This window comes from Pseudomonas sp. CBZ-4 (genome assembly GCF_000346755.1).
In the GTDB taxonomy this organism is placed as follows: Bacteria; Pseudomonadota; Gammaproteobacteria; order Pseudomonadales; family Pseudomonadaceae; genus Aquipseudomonas.
Window position 1 is genome coordinate 83,088 of sequence record NZ_ANNV01000164.1, and the last position, 20,197, is coordinate 103,284.

At 60.6% G+C, this 20,197-nt stretch carries 19 protein-coding genes; 5 read left to right on the top strand and 14 right to left on the bottom strand.

Annotated features, from left to right (window positions below; all coding sequences use genetic code 11):
- Nucleotides 1-49 precede the first annotated feature (49 nt).
- The gene (locus tag B348_RS0124215) at nucleotides 50-310 is read right to left on the bottom strand and encodes a hypothetical protein (protein ID WP_017738616.1); all 261 of its coding nucleotides are present in this window, start codon (nucleotides 308-310) and stop codon (nucleotides 50-52) included.
- Nucleotides 311-653: 343 nt separating this feature from the next.
- Between B348_RS0124215 and B348_RS0124220 the strand changes: the two genes are divergently transcribed.
- Nucleotides 654-1,979 (top strand): sigma-54 dependent transcriptional regulator, encoded by a 1,326-nt coding sequence (locus B348_RS0124220; RefSeq protein WP_017738617.1) that lies wholly within the window; start codon nucleotides 654-656, stop codon nucleotides 1,977-1,979.
- A gap of 64 nt (nucleotides 1,980-2,043) precedes the next feature.
- Here B348_RS0124220 and B348_RS0124225 read toward each other — a convergent pair whose 3' ends face one another.
- The 7 genes from B348_RS0124225 to B348_RS0124255 all read right to left on the bottom strand — a co-directional run bounded on the left by B348_RS0124225 (nucleotide 2,044) and on the right by B348_RS0124255 (nucleotide 8,074).
- Nucleotides 2,044-3,351: a transporter gene (locus B348_RS0124225; protein ID WP_026137027.1), complete on the bottom strand. Its 1,308-nt coding sequence runs from the start codon at nucleotides 3,349-3,351 to the stop codon at nucleotides 2,044-2,046.
- Nucleotides 3,352-3,400: 49 nt separating this feature from the next.
- Nucleotides 3,401-4,147, bottom strand: a complete 747-nt coding sequence (locus B348_RS0124230; protein WP_017738619.1) for a hypothetical protein — start codon at nucleotides 4,145-4,147, stop codon at nucleotides 3,401-3,403.
- Nucleotides 4,148-4,185: 38 nt separating this feature from the next.
- Nucleotides 4,186-4,866 carry a C39 family peptidase gene (locus B348_RS0124235; protein ID WP_017738620.1) on the bottom strand — a complete coding sequence of 227 codons (681 nt, stop codon included), beginning with the start codon at nucleotides 4,864-4,866 and terminating at the stop codon, nucleotides 4,186-4,188.
- Between the two features lie 66 nt (nucleotides 4,867-4,932).
- Nucleotides 4,933-5,673: a hypothetical protein gene (locus B348_RS0124240; protein WP_026137028.1), complete on the bottom strand. Its 741-nt coding sequence runs from the start codon at nucleotides 5,671-5,673 to the stop codon at nucleotides 4,933-4,935.
- Nucleotides 5,674-5,740: 67 nt separating this feature from the next.
- Nucleotides 5,741-6,292: a hypothetical protein gene (locus B348_RS0124245; protein WP_017738622.1), complete on the bottom strand. Its 552-nt coding sequence runs from the start codon at nucleotides 6,290-6,292 to the stop codon at nucleotides 5,741-5,743.
- Nucleotides 6,289-6,726 (bottom strand): hypothetical protein, encoded by a 438-nt coding sequence (locus B348_RS0124250; protein ID WP_017738623.1) that lies wholly within the window; start codon nucleotides 6,724-6,726, stop codon nucleotides 6,289-6,291. Before B348_RS0124250 ends, B348_RS0124245 begins: the two co-directional genes overlap by 4 nt.
- A 352-nt stretch (nucleotides 6,727-7,078) precedes the next feature.
- Nucleotides 7,079-8,074: a FecR family protein gene (locus B348_RS0124255; RefSeq protein ID WP_017738624.1), complete on the bottom strand. Its 996-nt coding sequence runs from the start codon at nucleotides 8,072-8,074 to the stop codon at nucleotides 7,079-7,081.
- Between the two features lie 140 nt (nucleotides 8,075-8,214).
- Here B348_RS0124255 and B348_RS0124260 point away from each other — a divergent pair, with 140 nt between their 5' ends.
- A complete protein-coding gene (locus B348_RS0124260; protein ID WP_017738625.1) occupies nucleotides 8,215-8,484 on the top strand; it encodes a PepSY domain-containing protein in 270 nt (89 codons plus the stop codon).
- Between the two features lie 19 nt (nucleotides 8,485-8,503).
- Here the strand turns inward: B348_RS0124260 and B348_RS0124265 are convergent, their stop codons facing one another.
- Nucleotides 8,504-13,681 carry a dermonecrotic toxin domain-containing protein gene (locus B348_RS0124265; RefSeq protein ID WP_017738626.1) on the bottom strand — a complete coding sequence of 1,726 codons (5,178 nt, stop codon included), beginning with the start codon at nucleotides 13,679-13,681 and terminating at the stop codon, nucleotides 8,504-8,506.
- 204 nt (nucleotides 13,682-13,885) lie between these two features.
- Here B348_RS0124265 and B348_RS0124270 point away from each other — a divergent pair, with 204 nt between their 5' ends.
- On the top strand, nucleotides 13,886-14,923 hold the full coding sequence (locus B348_RS0124270) for an Ldh family oxidoreductase (RefSeq protein ID WP_017738627.1): 1,038 nt from the start codon (nucleotides 13,886-13,888) through the stop codon (nucleotides 14,921-14,923).
- Nucleotides 14,924-14,957: 34 nt separating this feature from the next.
- Here B348_RS0124270 and B348_RS0124275 read toward each other — a convergent pair whose 3' ends face one another.
- The gene (locus B348_RS0124275; protein ID WP_017738628.1) at nucleotides 14,958-15,278 is read right to left on the bottom strand and encodes a YqjD family protein; all 321 of its coding nucleotides are present in this window, start codon (nucleotides 15,276-15,278) and stop codon (nucleotides 14,958-14,960) included.
- A 163-nt stretch (nucleotides 15,279-15,441) separates the two neighbouring features.
- On the opposite strand from B348_RS0124275, the gene B348_RS0124280 reads away from it, so the two are divergent.
- Entirely contained in the window at nucleotides 15,442-15,696 is a 255-nt protein-coding gene (locus tag B348_RS0124280; RefSeq protein WP_003190904.1) for a hypothetical protein, read from the top strand.
- Here the strand turns inward: B348_RS0124280 and B348_RS0124285 are convergent.
- Nucleotides 15,668-16,573 carry a LysR family transcriptional regulator gene (locus B348_RS0124285; protein WP_017738629.1) on the bottom strand — a complete coding sequence of 302 codons (906 nt, stop codon included), beginning with the start codon at nucleotides 16,571-16,573 and terminating at the stop codon, nucleotides 15,668-15,670. The two genes, B348_RS0124280 and B348_RS0124285, sit on opposite strands and share 29 nt — an antisense overlap.
- A gap of 91 nt (nucleotides 16,574-16,664) precedes the next feature.
- Here B348_RS0124285 and B348_RS0124290 point away from each other — a divergent pair, with 91 nt between their 5' ends.
- Nucleotides 16,665-17,591 carry a carbon-nitrogen hydrolase family protein gene (locus tag B348_RS0124290; RefSeq protein ID WP_017738630.1) on the top strand — a complete coding sequence of 309 codons (927 nt, stop codon included), beginning with the start codon at nucleotides 16,665-16,667 and terminating at the stop codon, nucleotides 17,589-17,591.
- A 112-nt stretch (nucleotides 17,592-17,703) separates the two neighbouring features.
- Here the strand turns inward: B348_RS0124290 and B348_RS0124295 are convergent, their stop codons facing one another.
- Genes B348_RS0124295 through B348_RS0124305 form a run of 3 tightly spaced genes read right to left on the bottom strand, consistent with a single transcriptional unit; the run spans nucleotide 17,704 to nucleotide 20,162 of the window.
- On the bottom strand, nucleotides 17,704-18,255 hold the full coding sequence (locus B348_RS0124295; RefSeq protein WP_017738631.1) for a GNAT family N-acetyltransferase: 552 nt from the start codon (nucleotides 18,253-18,255) through the stop codon (nucleotides 17,704-17,706).
- 5 nt (nucleotides 18,256-18,260) lie between these two features.
- A complete protein-coding gene (locus tag B348_RS0124300; protein WP_017738632.1) occupies nucleotides 18,261-18,722 on the bottom strand; it encodes an LEA type 2 family protein in 462 nt (153 codons plus the stop codon).
- Between the two features lie 12 nt (nucleotides 18,723-18,734).
- Nucleotides 18,735-20,162: a nucleobase:cation symporter-2 family protein gene (locus B348_RS0124305; protein WP_017738633.1), complete on the bottom strand. Its 1,428-nt coding sequence runs from the start codon at nucleotides 20,160-20,162 to the stop codon at nucleotides 18,735-18,737.
- Between the last annotated feature and the right edge of the window lie 35 nt (nucleotides 20,163-20,197).

Consider the following 20,197-nt stretch of genomic DNA (forward strand, 5'->3'; position numbering starts at 1 on the left):
GCGCGCATCGCTTGGCAATCAAGCACTGCGCGCAAGTTACTCTGCCGAGTTACTTCGGCATTGCCCAGGACTGCAACTGGTAGCCACCTTTATCGAGTTCGGCGCGCGCCTGCAACAGCAAGTCTTCCAGTTGCGCCGGGTCGGTGTAGGCGCTCGAAGACAGTTGTTTGCGGCCGATACGGTTATTGGTGCGGTCGATGACGCTCAGGCTGAGGGCGCCATTGCCGTCATGCCAGGCCACGCACTGAAAGGGCTGGAAGGCACGGTCTGCGATCAAAAGAGCTTCGTTGATGCGGAGCGGGGCGTTCATGTGGGTCTTCTCTCTAAATGCCCAATCAAGTGAGTACCGTCGGTTGGGCGGGCCGTACGGTGAGTTACTTGTACTGATGCACGATGGCGGGGTACGGGTCACATGTTAGAACAAGAAAAATCAAACTTTCGTGATGGGCGTCATGTAAGCGGCTGTTTTGAAAGCTGAATGAAAGTTTCCCTGCGCCGCAACTTTTTGATCGCCGGCGGAGGACGTGGCTTTTTGCCAACACTTATAGCGAAACGGTACAAGACACGCGTCAATACCTTGCTACTGTAACGATCAGGCATCACAAACCGTTGTTTCTAAATAAATTTAACAATTTTGACGCCAAGGAATAGTCATGGTTGTTACACCTGTGCAGCGCCGCTTGCTGGTGGTTGACCCCTGTGACGACTGTCATGGGTTGTTGCCGGGTTTACGTACGGCCGGCTGGGAGGTAGACAGTTGCGCCCTGGAAGCGGTCGGAGACCGCTCGTGCGATGTCGGCTTGCTGCGGTTGCAGCCTTATCACCTGGAGCGCCCCGAGGCGGTCAAGGAGTTGATTGGCCGCAGTGGCACCGAATGGATTGCCGTGCTCAGCCACGACGTATTGCGCCTGCAAAACGTCGGCGATTTTGTCTGTGAATGGTTCTTCGACTTCCACACCTTGCCGTTCGACGTCTCCCGGGTACAGGTTACCCTGGGCCGTGCCTTTGGCATGGCGCGCCTGCGTGGCCAGGCCAATCCCCCGGTAGACGAGCCCGAGCATGAATTGCTGGGGGACAGCCGTCCCATCCGTGAACTGCGCAAGTTGCTGGCCAAGCTGGCACCGACGGAATCCCCCGTACTGATTCGTGGCGACAGCGGCACCGGTAAAGAACTGGTGGCCAAGACCCTGCACCGCCAATCCCAACGCCATGCCAGGCCGTTTGTCGCAATCAACTGTGGCGCGATCCCGGAGCACCTGATCCAGTCCGAATTGTTCGGCCATGAAAAAGGCGCGTTCACCGGCGCGCATCAGCGCAAGGTCGGGCGGATCGAAGCGGCCCACGGTGGCACGCTGTTTCTCGATGAAATCGGTGATTTGCCCATGGAGCTGCAAGCCAACCTGCTGCGCTTCCTCCAGGAAAAACAGATCGAGCGCGTCGGCGGCAGCCAGCCGATTCCCGTGGATGTGCGGGTGTTGGCGGCGACCCACGTCGACCTGGAAGCGGCGGTCGAAAAGGGCACTTTTCGCGAAGACCTGTATTACCGCCTCAATGTCCTGCAAGTGATCACCGCGCCCCTGCGCGAGCGTCACGGCGACGTCGCCATGCTGGCCAACCATTTCTCGCGCTTCTACAGCCAGGAAACCGGGCGACGCCCGCGCAGTTTCAGCGAAAGCGCACTGGTCGCGATGGGCAAACACCCTTGGCCGGGCAACGTCCGTGAGCTGGCCAACCGCGTGCGCCGTGGCCTGGTACTGGCCGAAGGACGACAGATCGAAGCCGTTGATCTGGGCTTGCAGGGCGAGCAGGCAATTGTTACGCCGATGGCTACACTGGAGGATTACAAGCACCGCGCCGAACACCAGGCGCTGTGCGATGTGCTCAACCGACACAGCGACAACCTGAGTGTTGCTGCCCGTGTACTGGGAGTTTCCCGGCCGACGTTCTACCGGTTGCTGCACAAACACCAGATCCGCTAGGGCGGGTAAACCGAAAAGCCCCGCAACGACCCTTATCGTTGCGGGGCTTTTCCCTGTGTGGCGATCAGAAGTAGTAAGGGAATTTAAGGCTGAAGGTAAAGTCCGGCGCATCGTCGGTCATGCCGATGGCCAGGTTGGGCACGATCGTCAGGTTCGGCGTGGCGGCAATGGTCATGCCGACGTTGAAGTAGCCGGCGTTGGCATCGCTGGAGACCACCGATTGCCAGTCGCCGCCGTCAGGCTTGAGTTTGCTCTTGCGCTGGATCAGGTCGGAGACCGAGAACGACATACTCATCTTCTCGTTCAGTGCAAACGCCACGCCGACGCCGAGTTGGAAGCTGTCGCCGAGGGCGACCTTGCCGCCGACTTTCTGGTTGACGTCGCTGCTGATGTCGTCGAACGAACCTTCAAAGTTGTGGGTGTAGGAAAGCGAACCAAACAGGACGGCCGGATCGAAGGTCTTGACCAGGGAGATGCCCGGTGTAATCGACCAGACGCCGTTACCCGTAGGCAAATTCTCGGGTACATAAAGGTTGGTGTTGTTTGCCGATTGCACCAGCTTGATCCCGAACGGCTCCTTGCCCGTCGGCGCCTTGACCCGCACCGACACTACCGCATCCGGCAGCGAAGGGGTTTCGTCGAGGAACTTGTAGGACACACCAAAGTTGACATCACCAATGGTCGGGTCGCGAGACACCGACTCCTCGGACGTCGAGGTGCCGCTGCCGCCGTTGGCGCCGCCGGACTGGTAGGTCGATTCGCGGTACACCACCGGCACGTTGACGTCGAACTGCCAACGGTTGTCGACGTTGTAGCGGCCGGTCAGGTCCAGGGTCCAGTTGTCGGACTTGATGCGGTCCAGGTTGATATTGCCGAGGAAGATCGAGTCTAGCGCCAGGAAACCGTTGAGGGTCAATTGGCGCGCGTCATAACGCGCGTAGGTGATGCCGGTTTCAAAGCTGAAGTTGCCGTTGCCGAAAAAGCCGCTGGCTTCGTTATAGAGGTTGCTCACACTTTGCGCGGGCGCCGAATCGTCCTTGAGCGCCTGGCCGTAGGAACTGCCGCCGCCCCCCGCACCGCCGGATGCTGCTGCCGCCCCCGTACCGGCAACGGTGGCGCCGCTGGCCTTCTGGAAGTCTGCCGGGGATTTGGCCAGGCGTTTCGGCGCCGGCGTTGCCGGCTGATCCTCAACCTGGCGCACTCGCTGCTCCAACACGGCCAAGGCTTTTTGCTGCACTTCGTACCGCTGCTTGAGTTGCAAAAGTTCCTGTTTGAGGGTCTCGATATCAGCGTCTGGCGCGGCATACAACATGGATGCGGGCAAGAGCGTACTTAAACAGACCACCGCACGTAGCGATAACGATCGATGCATGAAATAAGCCGTCCTTTTCTAATGCGAAAGTGTCGAGGGTCAGCGTAGTTCAATAACCGAGTGCGCGTAGGCCTTTGAGTTGATCCAGGTTGCAGTTCAGCGCTGGGTTGTTCAGTGCGTTATTGCCCATCACCACACTGAGCTGGGTCATGTTGTTGACCAAGTTGCCGTTGCCGGTCAGCAGAATCGCCTGGCCCACATTGCCGCCGCCAATCTGCTGGAGGCTGTTGCCTTGGTTGTTCTTGGCTTGAATCGCCATTTGCAGGCCGCCGTTTTTCGCCGAAACGGCGATATCACCTGCCGCGCTTGTGCTCCTGACGACTCCGCCTGCGAGGAGGACTTCCCCGGATTGCACGACATTGGCGGGAGCGAAGCCATTTTCAGTCACGCTGATACCGACATTGTTGTAGGCCGTGTTGCCATCGCCGGCGGCGCGTACGCTTTGCGTCACGCCCTGGCCGCTGCCCAAACCAGCGCCCCCGGTCACCGTGCCGGTGCCGGGGCCTTGGCCAGTGCCCGTACCCGAAGAGCCGTAGGTGTGTACATAAAATTGCGGGGTGACAGTGGAGGAGTCGACCTGCATGTTGGCCGTGCCGGTGATGATGTTTCCGGCGGCATCTTTGAAGGTGCTGCTCATGACAATGCCAAAGCTGATGATTCGCCCCGGCATCACATAACGGCCGCGCAGCTCGGCCATTTCCGAATCCTTGAGTTCAATCGGTTTGAACGCCGATGAAGCATAAGCGGGCATTGAGGCTGCCAGGCACATGACCGTCAGCCAACGGTAAGTGTTCATCTTTTGCTCCTGGAGCGTCCTGCCCCTTATTGCGCTTCTTAGAAGAAGTCGCTTTGGATGAAACCGAAGTCCATCAGCTCGGCATCGCCTATGGGCCTGAACTCATTCAACTGGTTCTTGGCGGTCAACGGCAGGGGCGGGTCGAGCAGAGCGTTGGCCTTGTCGTAACCCTCACCCAGCACGGCGAAGACGATGCCATTCCAACCTTTGACGAAATCATCGTGTGAGTAGCGTTTATGGCCCAGCACCGGGTCGCCGATATAGACCCAGTCCTTGTCAGAACGCTGCAGTACCACGAAGTGCTTGTAGCCACGAATCTCCAGCAGCACCACCACAGGGATCTTCAAGGTCGCCAGGGTATCTGGCCCGATCTTGTAGCCCCGGGCGCGCATGTTGATGCTTTCGAGGTAGCGCTTCATGTCCAGCATGGAAAAACCCTGGGTACGCACCAGGTCCTGGTCGGCGTTGACCAGCATGCCTTTGATCACGTGTTCTTCGTCTACGTCGAGCCAATAGCCCTGGCGCAGGATGGTGGCGAGTGCCGCAGCACCGCAGCTGAAATCGGTTTTCTGTTCCACCAGGTTGGCGAACTTGCGTTCCCGGATACTCTCGACCTTCTTGTAGATGACTGCACCGCCAGGCATGGCGGAGATCGCCATGGTGCCTGCCCAGGTCGGGCCGGTGAGCAGCATCAAGAGGGTGAGGGTCGCGAGGCGCATGATCGTATGACCTGTTGGACACTTGAATAAGAAAAAGGGGCCTTGTTGCCAAGGCCCCTTGTTGCATCAGAAGCGAACGCCGCTTTGGCAAACGCTGCAACCTTGGCCTACAGACAGGCTGTTGCTGCCTTGGTTGCCGGCACCGGATTGCAGGTTCACACCTACGTTACCGGAGTTGCGGTTAACCGCGTTGTCGAGGCTGGAGTTGTTCGACACGTACTGAGGTTTGCCGTGATGGCCATACCCGCTGACTGCGGTGTTGAGGTAGCTGTTGCCAAGCGAGTTTTGCTCGGTGTTGGCGGCCGCTGCGATGTTTTTGCCATCAGCCGTGGTGATTGCCAGGTTGTTTTTACCCTGGCTGCCTTGACCGGCCTGACCGTTGTAACCCAAGTTGCCGGAGTTGCCGTTGAGGGAGTTATCCAGCGATGCGTTGTTTTGGGTGCCTTTGTTGACGAAGTTGTTCAGCGCGCTGTTTTGATTGACGTCGACCACGGCGAACACAGTTGCAAAGTCACCTTTGGCGCTGGAGATGGCGGCAGAGTTGTCTGCTTGGAGGCCAGTGCCGGCTTGGTTGTTGACCCCGACGTTACCGCTGTTGCCGCTCACCGAGCCATCGGCAGAGGCGTTATTTTCGGTGTTGGTGTCGTCGAATTTGTTGCCACCACTGTTTTGCACATCGGTCACCACCGAGGCAACTACACCGGTTGGTTGAGGCGCAGGGTGCCAGCCACCACCTGCTTGAGCAGCAGCAGCCATGAGTGCGGCGAGAGCGAAAACCATTGGTTTCAGAGCCATTTGAGGTTTCATGGTGTTTCTCCTTGCTTCTAATTAGTTGGTTAAGTGTTGGTACGGTCTAACTAGTGCTACCAAGCAGTTACTTGATAGTGATGCCCAGGGTGTTAGCCACTCGGTTCCCCACCCCTGCACTCTGGTTCACCTGAATCACTCCTCGGCTGCCTGTGAAGGCCTGGTCGCTTGTCACGACCTGGCGGCTGCCAGTGGTGGGGGTGAGCCCTGAGTCGGTTGCCAGCGTCGTCGTGTTCTGTTGCAACAGGACGCTGTCGTCGATGCTTTGCGGGCCAGGGTTGACGCTGATCCGCACCGCATTGACTGATTGGTTATTGGCCCCGGCGGACTGGTTGATACCCAACATGCCGTTGCCATTGGTAAAAGAGTTGCCCTCGATCGTTGCCTTGGCGTTCAGAGAGGGATCGACCTTGCCGTCCATGTTCTGGATATTGCTCGTGGTGGCCTGGCCACCGAGCGCAACGGCGCGGTTGTTGGCCGTTTGCTGCTGGTTGCCCGCGGCCTGGTTGATCATTACGTTGCCGCTATAGTCTTTGCCGCTGTTGTTGATGACGGCGGTGTTGTCGGCCATCGCCGAGGCGCTGCCCAGCAGGGCTAGGATGAGCAGGGAGCGTTTCATTGTTTGCCCCCCATCATGCCGCCAAGGTTGTTCAGGGGCGCCAAGCCACGCTGGATCGAGTCGCTGATCTGCCCACCCATGCCGCCACTGCTGGCGCCACTGCGGCTGGCGGCTGCGCCAGCGCCGAGCGTGGACATGCTGTTTTGCGTGGCACTCAAGCCGGAGAGGTTGCCGTTGGGCTGGAGGGAGCGGGTGATGCTCAAGCCGCTGCTGACGTTGCCGAAGTCGCGGTCGCTCAGTTCGCCGGAAAGGGCGTCATGGATTTCGCGGCTGGGATTGACGTTGGCGGTTTGGGGATAAGGATCAGGACCGAACGATGCGCGACCCGCCATGTGCGCTTGCACATTGCGCCCGGTCACGATAATGCCGTCGCCTGCCAGGGTCGGAGCACTGATGCCAACGCTGAGTACACAGCTGATCAGCAGTACGTTCATCGAACCTTGAGTGAATGTGATCACGGCGGCATTCCTTATTCTTCGCGCTGACCCTAAACAGCGCTGTAAGGGATAGAGCAGAAGCCGTGCCGCTTTTTAATTATTGTTTTTATTCAATGAGTTGTAGTTGGTGCGCGAAAAAATCGCGGCCGTGCTGTTTCAGCGCTGAGACAGTCGCCGTTCAGCCGGGCATACCCGGCCATGACTGAAGCGCTTCACCTGGCTGTATCAGTGGCGTAACACTGCCGATGACAAAATGATGAATCCGCCCAGCGTGGGCGGCACAGAGGAGGGGTGTGTTTCAAAAATGGACACCGCAGGCACAAAAAAGCCCTGGCCTGCCGGCAGGGCTTCAGCCTTTCGGCGTTTTACGCGGAATGGAATTCAGCACAGGATTGCCATCCTGGTTCTGCGTCAGGTACACCGGCAAAACCTTGGGCAGCGAGGGGACGAGGTTGTTGACCTCATTGATGTTGTAGATACCGCCAATACGGATCGTGCCGGTATTGGCATCGGCCAGCATCACCGCTTTTTTCAGGTAGCGGTTGATTAATGGCAGTGCGTCGGCGAGCGCCAGGTTGTCGAGCACCAGCTTGCCCTGGCGCCAGGCCAGGGCCGTGTCATTGGGGTTGAACGCGTTGATCCGCGGGGTCGCATCGCCCTGGCGGTAACTGGCCTGCATTCCCGGAGTCAGCGGCACGCTGCCGTGCACCCGGTCGCTGGCGATCTGTACCGAACCTTCAAGCAACATCACGCGGACCTGGTCTTCATACTTCCAGACGTTGAACTGCGTGCCCGTCACCCGTACCTGACCGTCGCCGGCCTGCACGATAAACGGATGGGCGCTGTCATGGCTGACCTTGAAGAAGGCCTCGCCTTTTTTCAGGGTGACCCGACGCTGGTCCTTGTAGTTACTGTAGACCAGCTCGGTGCCGAGGTTCAGTTCCACTTGGCTGCCGTCGTCCAAGGTCACTTGGCGCAACCCGGCGGGTGCCTCGAAGCGCTCATAGGAGCTCGGCAACCAACCCGCTTCCCAGCCGGTAAACGCCGCCAGTGGCAAGGCCGCCAGGCAGATTGCCGCCGCTACCGCGTAATTGCGCAGGCGGTGGCGGGGAGCGAAGGGCACGACGACCGACGCGGGTTCGTGGCGTGGCAGGTGGTCGGCAACGTCCCAGATCTCCAGCATCGCCGCGTATTCAAAGGCGTGCAGTGGATGGGAATCATGCCACTGTTCAAAAGCCTGACGCTCGACGGGTGTACAGTCGTGCGCATGCAAGCGCATACACCAATGCGCGGCGGCGTCGGTGATGGCGTCATATTCGGCTTCTGAAAGAGACTTTTCTGTCATTTAAACGTCCTGATTTCCCACATTCTAACCTCCCGAGGAGGGGGCGAGAACTGCCATCACCGTGATTGCACGACAATTGGAACTTATTCTCGTTTGAATGCACCTAAGCGTTTAGGACATTCCCACAATGGAGTACGAAAATGCTGAAGAAAACCTTAGTCGCCCTGTGTGCAACTTCCGCGCTGCTCAGCGCTGGTGCGGCCCTGGCCGATAAGCCGGGGGCGGGCTGGATCACCATCGAAAAAGCCATTGAAGTGGCCAAGACCAAGGCCGGTTACGTTGAGGTCTATGCGGCCGAAGCGGACGACAATGGCTATTGGGAAGTCAAAGGGCGCAAAGCCGATGGCACCGTGTACGAAGCCCGTATCGATGGTGCCTCCGGCAATATCCTGCGCGACCAGAAAGACTGATAGACCCCACGGGGCAGGGTCAGTCCAACTGCCTGCCCACGTGGGTAATCAGGTATGTCACCGAGTCCGCATTCGCCAGGATGATGTCCAGCCGGCGGTCCGGATCGCTCATGAACGTTTGCCGGGCATCGTCGAGTGTCCTTGCGCCTGTGAGGTGCAGTACCTTGTCACGGACTTTGGCCGAGCCGGTCTGGCCAAGGTCCTCCCAGCGCTGGGATAAATCATCCCAGGACTTGAACAGCATGGTTGCAGGTGTCAGTACGGACAGCGCTGTGCTCTGGACGTTGCTGAGGGTCGTGTACTTTTTCAGGCTGTCTGGAGTGCCGCGGCTGATCAGATCCAGAAAGGGGTGCGGAGCGTCCATGTAGGCAATGTCTTCGGTCTGCGAGACCAGATGGCTCATCTCATGAATCAGGGTGGTGGCTCGTACGTGGTCATCGATGTCGAAAGGGGCGTTCAGGTTTCCCGCGTAGTAGCGGTTCATGCCCGGATCGAAGAACAGGTTCAGCAAATAGATATTCCGCTCGGCATCATCAGGTATTACAAAAGCCAGGGTTTTATTGGCGCTCCAGCGGGCTTCGCCACACACGAATCGGCCCGAATCCATCCTCAGCAGATCGTCGGCACTCAGCCCGTTCTCGATTTCCCTGACACGTGCACGTATTTTTTCCACTTGATCAGGGCTGAACATGAGAATCCCGAACATCTCGTTCAGAATGCGCCCAACCCTCGAATTGGGGTCGCGTCGGGGTGCAAAAGCGGCGAGGTTGCGCCCGCAGGTAATGGTGTAATACAGCGCGATGTTGAGTGCCCGGTCGATGTGCAGCCCTTTGTCCAGGTCCAACCCGCGAATGGCCGGCAGCCCTTGCGCTTCGATATTGATGGACGCCCCCAGGACTCGCCGGGTAACGGCCTGCTGGTGCAAGCGCGACAGCGTCGGCCCGAAACGCGGCTCACGCAGGGACAGGTCCAGCACCCATTGGCCCTGTGCGTTGCGTTCGACATAGGGCCCCAACTCCCGGGCAAGGCTCACCCGCCAGTACCTGCCGCTTCTTGCGACCGGGTAGACCCTGCCCGCCACGGGCACATAAGTACGGTGGTTGACCGGTTGGGTGTACACCTGGGTGTGCGGGTCCAACGGCAGGTCTGTGAGCGCCACTGCCACATCCTCAAACCGGCGCAGCTGCGTGCGCAGGGGATCTGTCATGTCCAGGCGGTCAGCCGTGATGGCCGGTGCGGGGCCTTCCGCAGCGGCGGGTGTGTCGGGCACAGGATCAGGGGACATCGACTCATCGAGCTGCTTTCGCAGTGACGCCAGCGACGCGACACCCTGGATAAACAGGCGCAGGCCTTCGCCAAAGTGCTGCTCTTGCAATTGCTCGGCAGAGGTTTGGAACAGTTTGTAGCTGCGCCACACCACCAACGGGTACATGAGCTTGCCTGCAATGAACTGCAGCGACACGGGAATGCCTTCGCGAAACAGGCTGATGATGCCATGCCACTGGTGCTTGCCGGCTTTTTCGAACTGGCAGGCAAGCATCCTGATCAACTGCTCGGCATTGTCGTGGAACACCTGTCGCAAGAGGTGGCCCCTGATCGGATTCGAGGCCAGGCCGATGCGTTCGGCGGCATCCTCTTTGTCTGCAGCGCCGCTTGCCGATGCCTGGAAAAAATGGCGGAAGGTTGCCTGATCGGGATCGCCCATCTGGCTGATGACCCAGTCCTGCAACGGGCCGTCGCTGCTGATGTCTTCCAGGAGTTTTTCCGGCGTGCCGTACTCCTTTAGAACGTTCATCGGGGAGTACGGCGCGTAGAGTACCAACGGGCCCGTCGCACCGTCCTTCGGGCCTATTAAGTAGACGCCGAGCACCTTCGAGGGCGTCGCTCCGGCCGTGATCATCAGTTCCAGGGGGCGGATCATCGCCGTGGCACCGCTGACGGCGTCCCGGGCAACGGCGTCGGGCATGTCGAAGATCTGCTGGATAAACCCCCAGGCCGACACGCTCAGGCGTTCTTCGAGTTTTTCTTCATGGGCGTGGCGTAGCACCTGCCAGGGCAATTGCTGGCAAAACAGATCGCGGCGCTTGCGGGCGTCGTCGGTGTCGGCGGTCAAGTGGGTGGTGAGCAGCGCACTGAAGGTTGTGCTGATATCCAACTGACGCACCAGTTGCACCACCGCACTGCCATCCAATGATGTGGGTAAGGGCCTGCTGCCGCGCGCTTTGGGGGTGAGGTCAGCGGGCCGCAGGTCTGGCAGGTGGCGCATGGCGAAATCGGTCAGGCTTTGCGGGTGCCCATTGAGGACCACCCGTGCAGGGATCAGGATGTCTTCCGGGTCCAGCGCATCATCCGGGTAGCGCGCCTTGAGCAGCGCCGTCAGCGTGCCTGCCACGTGTTCGCGCAAGTTTGGCAGGCCATGCAGGTAGTCCTGGTTGTCCGGCGCGCTGAGGCGGTACTGCTCAAGCAGTTCGGCGTGCAGCAACTGGTCCCCGATCGAGGCCATCCCCAGCCACACCGGTAGCGTATGTTGCTGGACAATGGCGCTGGCGATGGCTTTTGCCCTGCCGATATTTGACGGTGCCATTCGCCGCAACACGTCATCCAGGCGCTCCTGCAGTTGCGTCGGCGCCAGCGACATCGAGAGCCAGTGGTCGATGGCATCCAGGTCACGCCGGAAGTTGCTGTGCAGGCAGTGTTCGAGGAAATGCCCGTCGATGCGTTGCAGCGGCCCCAGGTGGTAGGTCTGATGGGGGGCGCCGAGGCTGATGGGCAAGTTCTGCAACAGGGCCATGCGCCGTTCACCGTGGTTCAGGCGCTGCTTGAGCGATTCAAGCAGGTCGGTCAACGAGGCGAACGGTTCATAGCCGGATTGAGGGGTCCACAGCACGACCGCGCCCGAGAGCTGGGGATCGAGGCCGCCGCGTTCAGTTAGTACAAAACAGTTGGCCAGGGGCTCGGGGGTTGGGTCCGCGTTGACGGTCAGTGTCAACTCGAAGGCGTCCGGCAGGAAGCCTTGATAACCGTGGCGCTTGTCGCGCGTCATGCTGTCGGGGCGCAGCACGGTGTCCAGAATCGCAAAGTGGTGCGGGCTCAGGGTGTGGTTGAGCAGGCGCAGTTCGGCTTCGCTGCGCAGTCCTTGCATCAGGGCGTTGATCATGTCCGCGCCATGACTGTCCAGAAACCGACGGGGCAGCGCACGCACATCGTGTTTCAAGAAGTCGCGGCGGACCTTGCCGATGATGGCTTCGAAGACGCGGTCGTCCAGATTGTGCCAGCGCACGGAAACGCCTTTTTGGGGGGCGCGGTAATAGCCGATGTGCGGCGTTTTGCGGATCGCCCCGTCGGCGTCGGCCAGGTGCTGGATGAAATACTCGACCATGTTCAGCGACGACTGCGGAGCACGATCCTCAAGGTCTCGCGCCTCGGTAGCGTAGGTGTTGACGTGGACGTCACTGGCATCCTGGTACAAGAACTGCGCCTTTATTTCTTCGTTCAAGGCTTTTGTGGCCATGCTGCGCAGGGTCGGGTGCCCGGCCCGTTGCGCGACCATGCGCTCTTCGTGCGGGTGCAGTGCGGCCAGGTGCAGTTTGGCGCGCTCGGCCTGCACGGTGGATGGCCGGCCATTGCCGCTGGTGACCGGGTGCAGGCTCCAGCGCCCGGCGGTGTCAAGCTTGAGCAGGCGGCTGTCGAGCATGTGGCGGATGTCCAGCGAACAGTCGAGCAACGCCGTCAGGTCCACCGTGCCATTGCTGCGGCGATAGAGCGCGAGTGCGTGCTCCAGGTTGCTCAGTTGCTTGGCGTGAATGTCGCTGACCATCTCGCCAAACACACTGCCCTCAAACGGCAGCCCGCGGATATGCAGGTTTTTCATGGCGAGGTACAGGCTGCGCTCGTCCAATGACAGGTAATTGAGCAACTCGTCCTGGTAGTGGGCAGCGTCAAGCATGCTCAACAAGGTTTTGTTCAGGTCGTCGACGTCTTTGAGTACCTGCAACCCCCGCGATTGGGTGTAGAGGTACGCGTGCTGGTCGCTGATCAAGAGGGTTGCGGCCAGTTCCACAGAGTGCTGATAAGGCGCGGAAAGACTGACTTTTTCGATACGCAAGGTGTCATGCCACGCGCTGCGCTCAGCCTGGCTGGGGAGGAAGATGGCCAGCAGGTTGCGGGCTTCCGTGGCCGAGACAATCCCTTCGCGGCTCTGACGCTTGAGCAGCAGATCCTTGCGAAACTTATCGCTCATGACTTGGGTAAACAGGTCCATGCGCGACTGCCCCGAAGGCGACTTGTTTCGGCCGAGGGGTTCGTTCCACCAGGTCTGCAACAAGGCGTTGAGCAGTTTGGAGAGGATTCCGGCGGTTTGCTGGACCAGGCCCTCCCAGCGCGCCACGTCTGTTTTATGCTGGGCCTCGGTAAACCGGCTTTTGTCATGTTTCGGGTTGCTGAAGGTGCGCGTGCGGTTGGCCGGCCATGCCTGGTTCACGTAGTACTGCAGCACGGTTTCCCCCAGGCTTGCCGACTCAACCCAGCGCATGACACCGTTACCATTGTGATTCGTCGTCGGTATGAAACTGTTGACCCGGGTGTCTCGATGGTCAAGGTCGGGGAAGTCGGCGAGCCTGAACACATCAAGCACTCCCTCCATCATTTCCGGCAGTGTCGGGATCGTGCGCAACTCGTCTAGCATGCGTTGCACGTTGTCCGCCTGGTTGGCCTCAAGGGTGGTTTCCTGGTCTTCGAATACCCCGCCTTTGATGGTTGCTGTGGTCAGGGTGAAGGGGCTGCCGTGGTCAAACGTGTTGCGCTGTTCTATTGATAAAAATCTAATTAATTCAGTATTTTGCGATGGTATTTTCAAGCGTTCTGTAATGTTTGAAAGGCATTCGGCCCGGTTGAGGAAAACCTCCAGACCGGCGTAAGGCGTATAGAGGACCGCCTTCTTGTCGCCAGGGGTAGGGCTCATCATGAAAGCGCCGGCCAAGGGTATTTCCGGCGTGCCCGGCCGACTTATATTCAGTGTCTCGACGACCATCGGTACGGTGCGGTCGCTGCGTCCTTCATGGCTTGCGGTATAGACCGTGTCCAGCCAGTTGATATCTTCGAGGGCCAACCCCAGTGCGCGCTCCCGTTCGGTCGGTTGCTTTCTGGTAATCGGGCGTTGGTACTCATCAAAAAAATACGGGGGGTTCAGGCTGGTCATGGGCTGCTCTCCGTCTGGGCCAAAGTGGCACTGGGTTGAGCGGCAGGTTAGGCGGGAGGGATGGCGGTGCGGGGGTAGATAACTGCTGCCAAAACCACCGGGCTGGCAAACGTCGATTGACAGCAGGCGGCGGGCGCGTTGTTTAATCACGGGCCTGGGTTTCTCGTCTTGTCGCGCCTTCCAATCATAAAATCGGAGCTTCAGATGTCTACGCCGTCCAAGATAATCGAGGGTTCTCGTCTGTCCATCGCGTTCACTGAGTTGGCGCAGTTGCTGCAACAGGTGTTTGTGCACCACGGCACTTCGCCCGAGGTGGCCGCAATCCTCGCCCACAACTGCGCCAGCGCCGAGCGCGACGGCGCCCACAGCCATGGCATTTTTCGTATTCCCGGCTATATCAGCACCCTGGCCAGCGGCTGGGTGAATGGTCGGGCAGTGCCCCAGGTCACGGATGTGGCCTCAGGATTTGTGCGGGTAGATGCCGGCAACGGTTTTGCCCAGGTGGCGCTTGAGGCTGCCCGCCCGTTATTGGTGGAAAAGGCCCGCAGCGCCGGTATCGCGCTGTTGGCGATCCACAACTCCCATCATTTCGCCGCCTTGTGGCCGGATGTCGAACCCTTCGCCGAACAAGGCCTGGTGGCATTGAGCGTGGTCAACAGCATGACGTGCGTGGTGCCCCATGGCGCCGACCGGCCGCTATTCGGCACCAACCCGATTGCTTTCGCCGCGCCCCGTGCCGATGGCTTGCCGATCGTATTTGACCTGGCGACCAGTGCCATCGCCCACGGGGATGTGCAAATCGCCGCGCGCAAAGGCGAGCGCCTGCCACCGGGCATGGGCGTCGATGGCCTGGGCCAACCGACGCAAGACCCTAAGGCGATCCTCGAAGGCGGTGCCTTGTTACCGTTTGGCGGGCACAAGGGCTCGGCGCTGTCGATGATGGTCGAGTTGCTGGCGGCGGCGTTGACGGGGGGCAATTTCTCGTTCGAATTCGATTGGTCGGATCATCCCGGCGCGCGTACGCCCTGGACCGGGCAATTGCTGATCGTGATCGACCCCAGCAAGACCAGTGGCCAGGTGTTCGCCGAGCGCAGCCAGGAACTGGTGCGGCAGATGCATGCGGCGGGGTTGCGGAGGCTGCCGGGGGATCGGCGTCATCGCACGCGGGCGAAGTCCGAGCAAGAGGGGATTGTGGTGGATGCCGACGACTTGCACCGCCTGCGGGCGCTGGCAAGCGGCTAAAAAAAGGCTGCGCCCAGGGCACAGCCGGTTGTACTCAGTTGCGACGGCCCAGCAGCAGGCCGACCACCAGGCCGAAGCCTGCGGAAATCGCCACGGTCTGCCAAGGGTGGCCACCGATGTAGGTTTCGGTGGCATCCACCACCGGCTTGCTGCGCTCGCGCACGCTGGACACCGAGTCCAGGGCTTGCTTGAGCTTGATGGCGACCTGTTCGCGCAGGGTTTCACCTTCTTCACCCACCAGCGCGGCGCTGCTTTTCAGCAGTTTGTCCGACTCTTCGATCAACGCCGTCAGTTCACTGAAGGCTTGATCCTTGATTTGTTCCTCGACAGCTTGGGCGGCAGTTTTGCGGGCCATGGGGTGACTCCTTGCAAGTGAATGTGACAGTGAACAATGGAGTGTCGGGCGTCGGCAAAAGTTGCAGTTTTTTTCCCGGCCGGCGCTTTTGCGCTAAATCCGAATCAGGAAAATTCGACCTACAGTGTAAGATGTCGCCTATTTGTGCAGCAGGTAATTCAACATGAGCTTCAATCTGGCCAACAAGACCCTCGCCGAACGCGCCGAGCTGGAAGATGAAAAGTCCCGCCTCTATGACCTGTGGCAAACCAACCTGGGCAAGGCCAAGGGCGAAGCGGCGCGGTTGTTCGGCGAGCGCGCCAAGCGCAAGGGCAAGTGGGCCGAGTGGGTGCGCGCGGAACTCGACGGCATGTCGCCGCCGGAGTTCTCCAACATGGTGCGCAGTGAAGTCAACAAGTTGATGGCGGCGGCCAAGTAAAGCTCGCCACGATCGCCTCACGCACCTTGCGCAACAGCGGGTCCAACTGCGCCTGGGTGCGCCAGCCCAACTCCACCGGGTAACGCGGCAGCGCCAGCGGGCAGGGCAATACCCGCAGGCCGGTCATTTCGGCGATGGCCTGGGCCGCATGCCCGGGAATGGTCGCCACGGCCTGGCTGCCCTTGAGCAGAAACGGCAACGCGGCGAAGTGGCTGGTGGAGGCGCAGACGTGCCGGCTCAACCCTTGCGCTGCCAGCCCCTCATCGGTAATCCCGATAAAGCCGCCGGACGACACCAGCACATGCTCGCGCGTGACGAACTCGTCCAGGTCAATGCTTGCCTGGTCCGAGTCCAGCAGGCAACGATAATCCCCTTCACCCAGCACCTGGCGGCTTAACCGACCCTGGGCAAAACCGCCCGCCGTAATTGCCAGGTCCAGGCTGCGGTCGAGCAGGGCGGCAGCGACGATCTGGCTGTGGGTCTGGCGGAAGATCACCCGCAGCTTGGGGGCCCGCTGTGCGATGGCCGCCATCAGCCGGCGCCCGTAGGCGATCTCGAAGTCATCGGACAGGCCCAGCACCACCGACCGTCCCTCGTATTGCTGGTTATCCGGATTGACCATGGCCAGGCTCTGCCGGCAACGGGCCAGCGCCTCACTGATCACCGGTCTCAACTGGTTGGCCCGCACGGTGGGCGCCAAGCCGCGCCCGGTGCGCACGAACAACGGGTCGCCATATACCACGCGCAAGCGCCGCAGCCCTGCGCTGATGGCCGATTGCGTCACCCCCAGGCGCAACGCCGCGCGGCTGGCGCTGGATTCATCGTGCAGGGCTTCGAAGGTTTTCAGCAGGTTGAGATCGATCTTGTCGATATTCATTTGGCTCATATCATTCAGCACTGAAGTGGGCTTTATTCATGATCGCGGTGAGCGGGAGAATGGGCAACCCCCACTATCCGGAGTGATCGAGATGCCTGTTTCCACAGTAGCGGCCCTGCAAATCGGAGCCTTGCCCGGCGGCAAGGCTGAAACCCTGGCGCAAATCCTCGGCTATGAAGACGAGATCCTGCGCAGCGGCGCGCAACTGGTGGTGATGCCCGAGGCGTTGCTCGGTGGTTATCCCAAAGGCGAAGGGTTTGGCACACAACTGGGTTATCGCCTGCCGGAAGGTCGTGAAGCCTTTGCGCGGTATTTCGCCAACGCCATCGATGTGCCGGGCGCCGAGACTGAGGCCTTGGCCGGCCTGGCGGCGCGCACCGGTGCCAGCCTGGTGATTGGCGTGATCGAGCGCAGTGGCAGCACGCTGTATTGCACCGTGTTGTATTTCGAGCCCACGGGCGGCCTGGTGGCCAAGCACCGCAAACTCATGCCCACCGGCACCGAACGTCTGATCTGGGGCAAGGGCGACGGCTCGACCTTGCCCGTGCTCGACAGCGCAGTTGGGCGCATCGGCGGCGCGGTGTGCTGGGAAAACATGATGCCGCTGCTGCGCACGGCGATGTACGCCAAGGGCGTCGAGGTGTGGTGTGCACCCACGGTGGACGAGCGCGAGATGTGGCAGGTGAGCATGCGCCATGTGGCCCATGAAGGGCGCTGTTTTGTGGTGAGCGCGTGCCAGGTGCAGGCGTCTCCTGCGGCGTTGGGAGTGGAGATCGCCAACTGGCCGGCGCAGCGTCCGTTGATTGCCGGTGGCAGCGTGATTGTCGGGCCGATGGGCGATATTCTGGCGGGGCCATTGGTGGGCGAGGCGGGGTTGTTGACGGCACAGATCGACACCGACGAGTTGGTGCGCGCGCGGTATGACTATGACGTGGTGGGGCACTACGCCCGGCCGGATGTGTTCGAGTTGGTTGTAGATGAACGCGCCAAACCGGGCGTGCGCTATATCACTGACTGAAACAGAGATTAAAAAAGTGGGAGCTGGCTTGCCTGCGATAGCGGTGTATCAGCCAAGGATGTGCAAGCTGACACACCGCTATCGCAGGCAAGCCAGCTCCCACATTGGATTTTTATTGGCTGGGGGATTGGGATTTCAGCCATTGCTCGCGGGTCATTTCCCAAATGTCCCGTGGGAATGTTCCTTCCACAAACTCGCCTTCATCGGTCCTGATCAATCGCATTCCCTCACGCTCGGAAATCCGCCGCGATCCCAGGTTCGGCGCCGCCTTCGGCACCCGCAACAGCGGCCGCTCCAGCACGCCAAACCAATAGTCGGTCACCGCCGCACTGGCTTCGCTCATCAGGCCTTGCCCCTGCCACTGCGGGCCAAGCCAGAAGCCGCGATGGTTATCCACTTCATCCATCAGGCTGACATTGCCGATCAACTGCTCCGGCGCGCTTTTCAGGCGGATCGACCAGTGCCATTCCTCGCCCCGGGCCATGGCGGGCAGGGCGACGTGTTGCAGGTAGTCGAGGGCGCCGTCGGCCGGGTAGGGCCAGGGCACCAGGGCGTTGAGGTAACGCACCACTTCCCAGTGGGGGAACTGCTGCTGGATGCCCGCGGCGTCGTCCAGGGTCAGCGGGCGCAGGATCAGGCGTTCGGTGAACAAGGTGGGTTGCATGGCAGTTACCAGGTGGCGGTGTTCGGCAGGTCCAGGGTGCCACGGTCGACAAAGCGCAGGGTGCCAAACAGGCCGCCCGCCAGTTTGCCCCGCAGCACGTAGGGCAGGTTGTTCAGGCTTTGGGTCTGGCTCAGGCCCAGGGTCTGGCGCAACACGGAAAATGCGGAAACGCTGACAGGAACCAGCAGGACGGTTTCGGAAAAACGCGCGATGCTCCCGGTCTGGTCACTCACGCCCGACGCCAGCGGGCGCCCGTTGACCTCCAGGTCCAGGGCCACGCCGTTGTAGTCGATTGCCGTTTCATTGGGGTTCTGTACCCGCAATTTCACGGCAAAGCGCACTTCCAGGTCCTGGCTTTGCAGGGGCTCGATGCCCACCACATTGATATTCACCGGGTCACGGTTGGGGAACAGCGCGCAGGCGCTCAGGGTCAGCAGCAGTAACGATAGAACCATGAGCTTGCGCATAAAACCTGTTCCTTATTTCGTGGCGTCCGGGTCCTGCATCACTTTGAGGGTAGAGGACTCTGGATCAAATTCATCTTCGTGCAGTTCTATGAACTCTTCCGGCAGGAAAATGTTCAGCAGGATTGCACAGAATGCGCCCACGGTGATCGGCGATTCGAAGATGTTGTGCAGCGCCTTGGGCAGGTCGCGCAGCACTTCCGGCACGGCGGCGACGCCCAGGCCCATGCCCAGGGAGATCGCCACGATCAGCACGTTGCGCCGGTGCAGGCCGGCTTCGGCGAGGATCTTGATCCCGGCCACCGCGACGGTGCCGAACATGATCAGGGTGGCGCCACCGAGTACCGGCTTGGGCATCAATTGCAGCACGGCACCAATCACCGGGAACAGCCCCAGCAGCACCAGCAGGCCGGCGATAAAGTAGGCGACGTAGCGGCTGGCCACGCCGGTCAGCTGGATCACGCCGTTGTTCTGCGCGAAGGTCACCATCGGCAAACTGTTGAAGGTGGCGGCCATCGCCGAGTTCAGACCGTCGGCCAACAGGCCCGACTTGATGCGCTTGATATACAGCGGGCCCTTGACCGGCTGCTGGGAAATCATCGAGTTGGCCGTCAGGTCACCGGCCGCTTCCAACGGCGAAATCAGGAAGATCACTGCCACCGGGATAAACGCTACCCAGTCGAACGAAAACCCGTACTTGAACGGCACCGGCACGCTGATCAACGGCACGTGCGGCAATGCCGCCATGTCCACGCGGCCCATCATCCAGGCCACCACAAAGCCCAGGGTCAGGCCGATGACGATGGAGCCCAGGCGCAGGAACGGGTTGCTGAAGCGGTTGAGGACCACGATGGTCAGCAGCACCAGGGCCGCGAGGCCCATGTTGCCGGCCGCACCCAGGTCGCTGGCGCCATAGCCGCCGGCCATGTCGGTGACCGCGACCTTGATCAGTGACAAGCCCATCAGGGTAATGATGGTGCCGGTGACCACCGGGGTGATCAGCATGCGCAGCTTGCCGATGAACTGGCTCAGCACCACTTCGATAAACGCGGCGAAAAAGCAGATGCCAAAGATCGTCGACAGGATCTCATCGGTGCCCCCGCCCCGGGCCTTGACCATGAACCCGGCGCTGAGGATCACGCTGATAAACGAAAAACTGGTGCCTTGCAGGCACAACAGCCCCGAACCAATCGGCCCGAACTTGCGCGCCTGCACAAAGGTGCCCAGCCCCGACACAAACAGCGCCATGCTCACCAGGTAGGGCACTTCGCTTTCCAGGCCCAGCACACCGCCGACGATCAGGGTGGGCGTGATGATGCCGACAAAACTGGCCAGCACGTGCTGCAACGCGGCAAAAATCGCGGCGGCAAAGTGCGGGCGGTCTTCCAGGCCGTAGATCAGGTCGGATTTATAACGGGGGCGGGGGGCTTGAGCGTCAGACAAAATGCGGGCTCGGGTCAGAAAATGGAGGCGCAGGA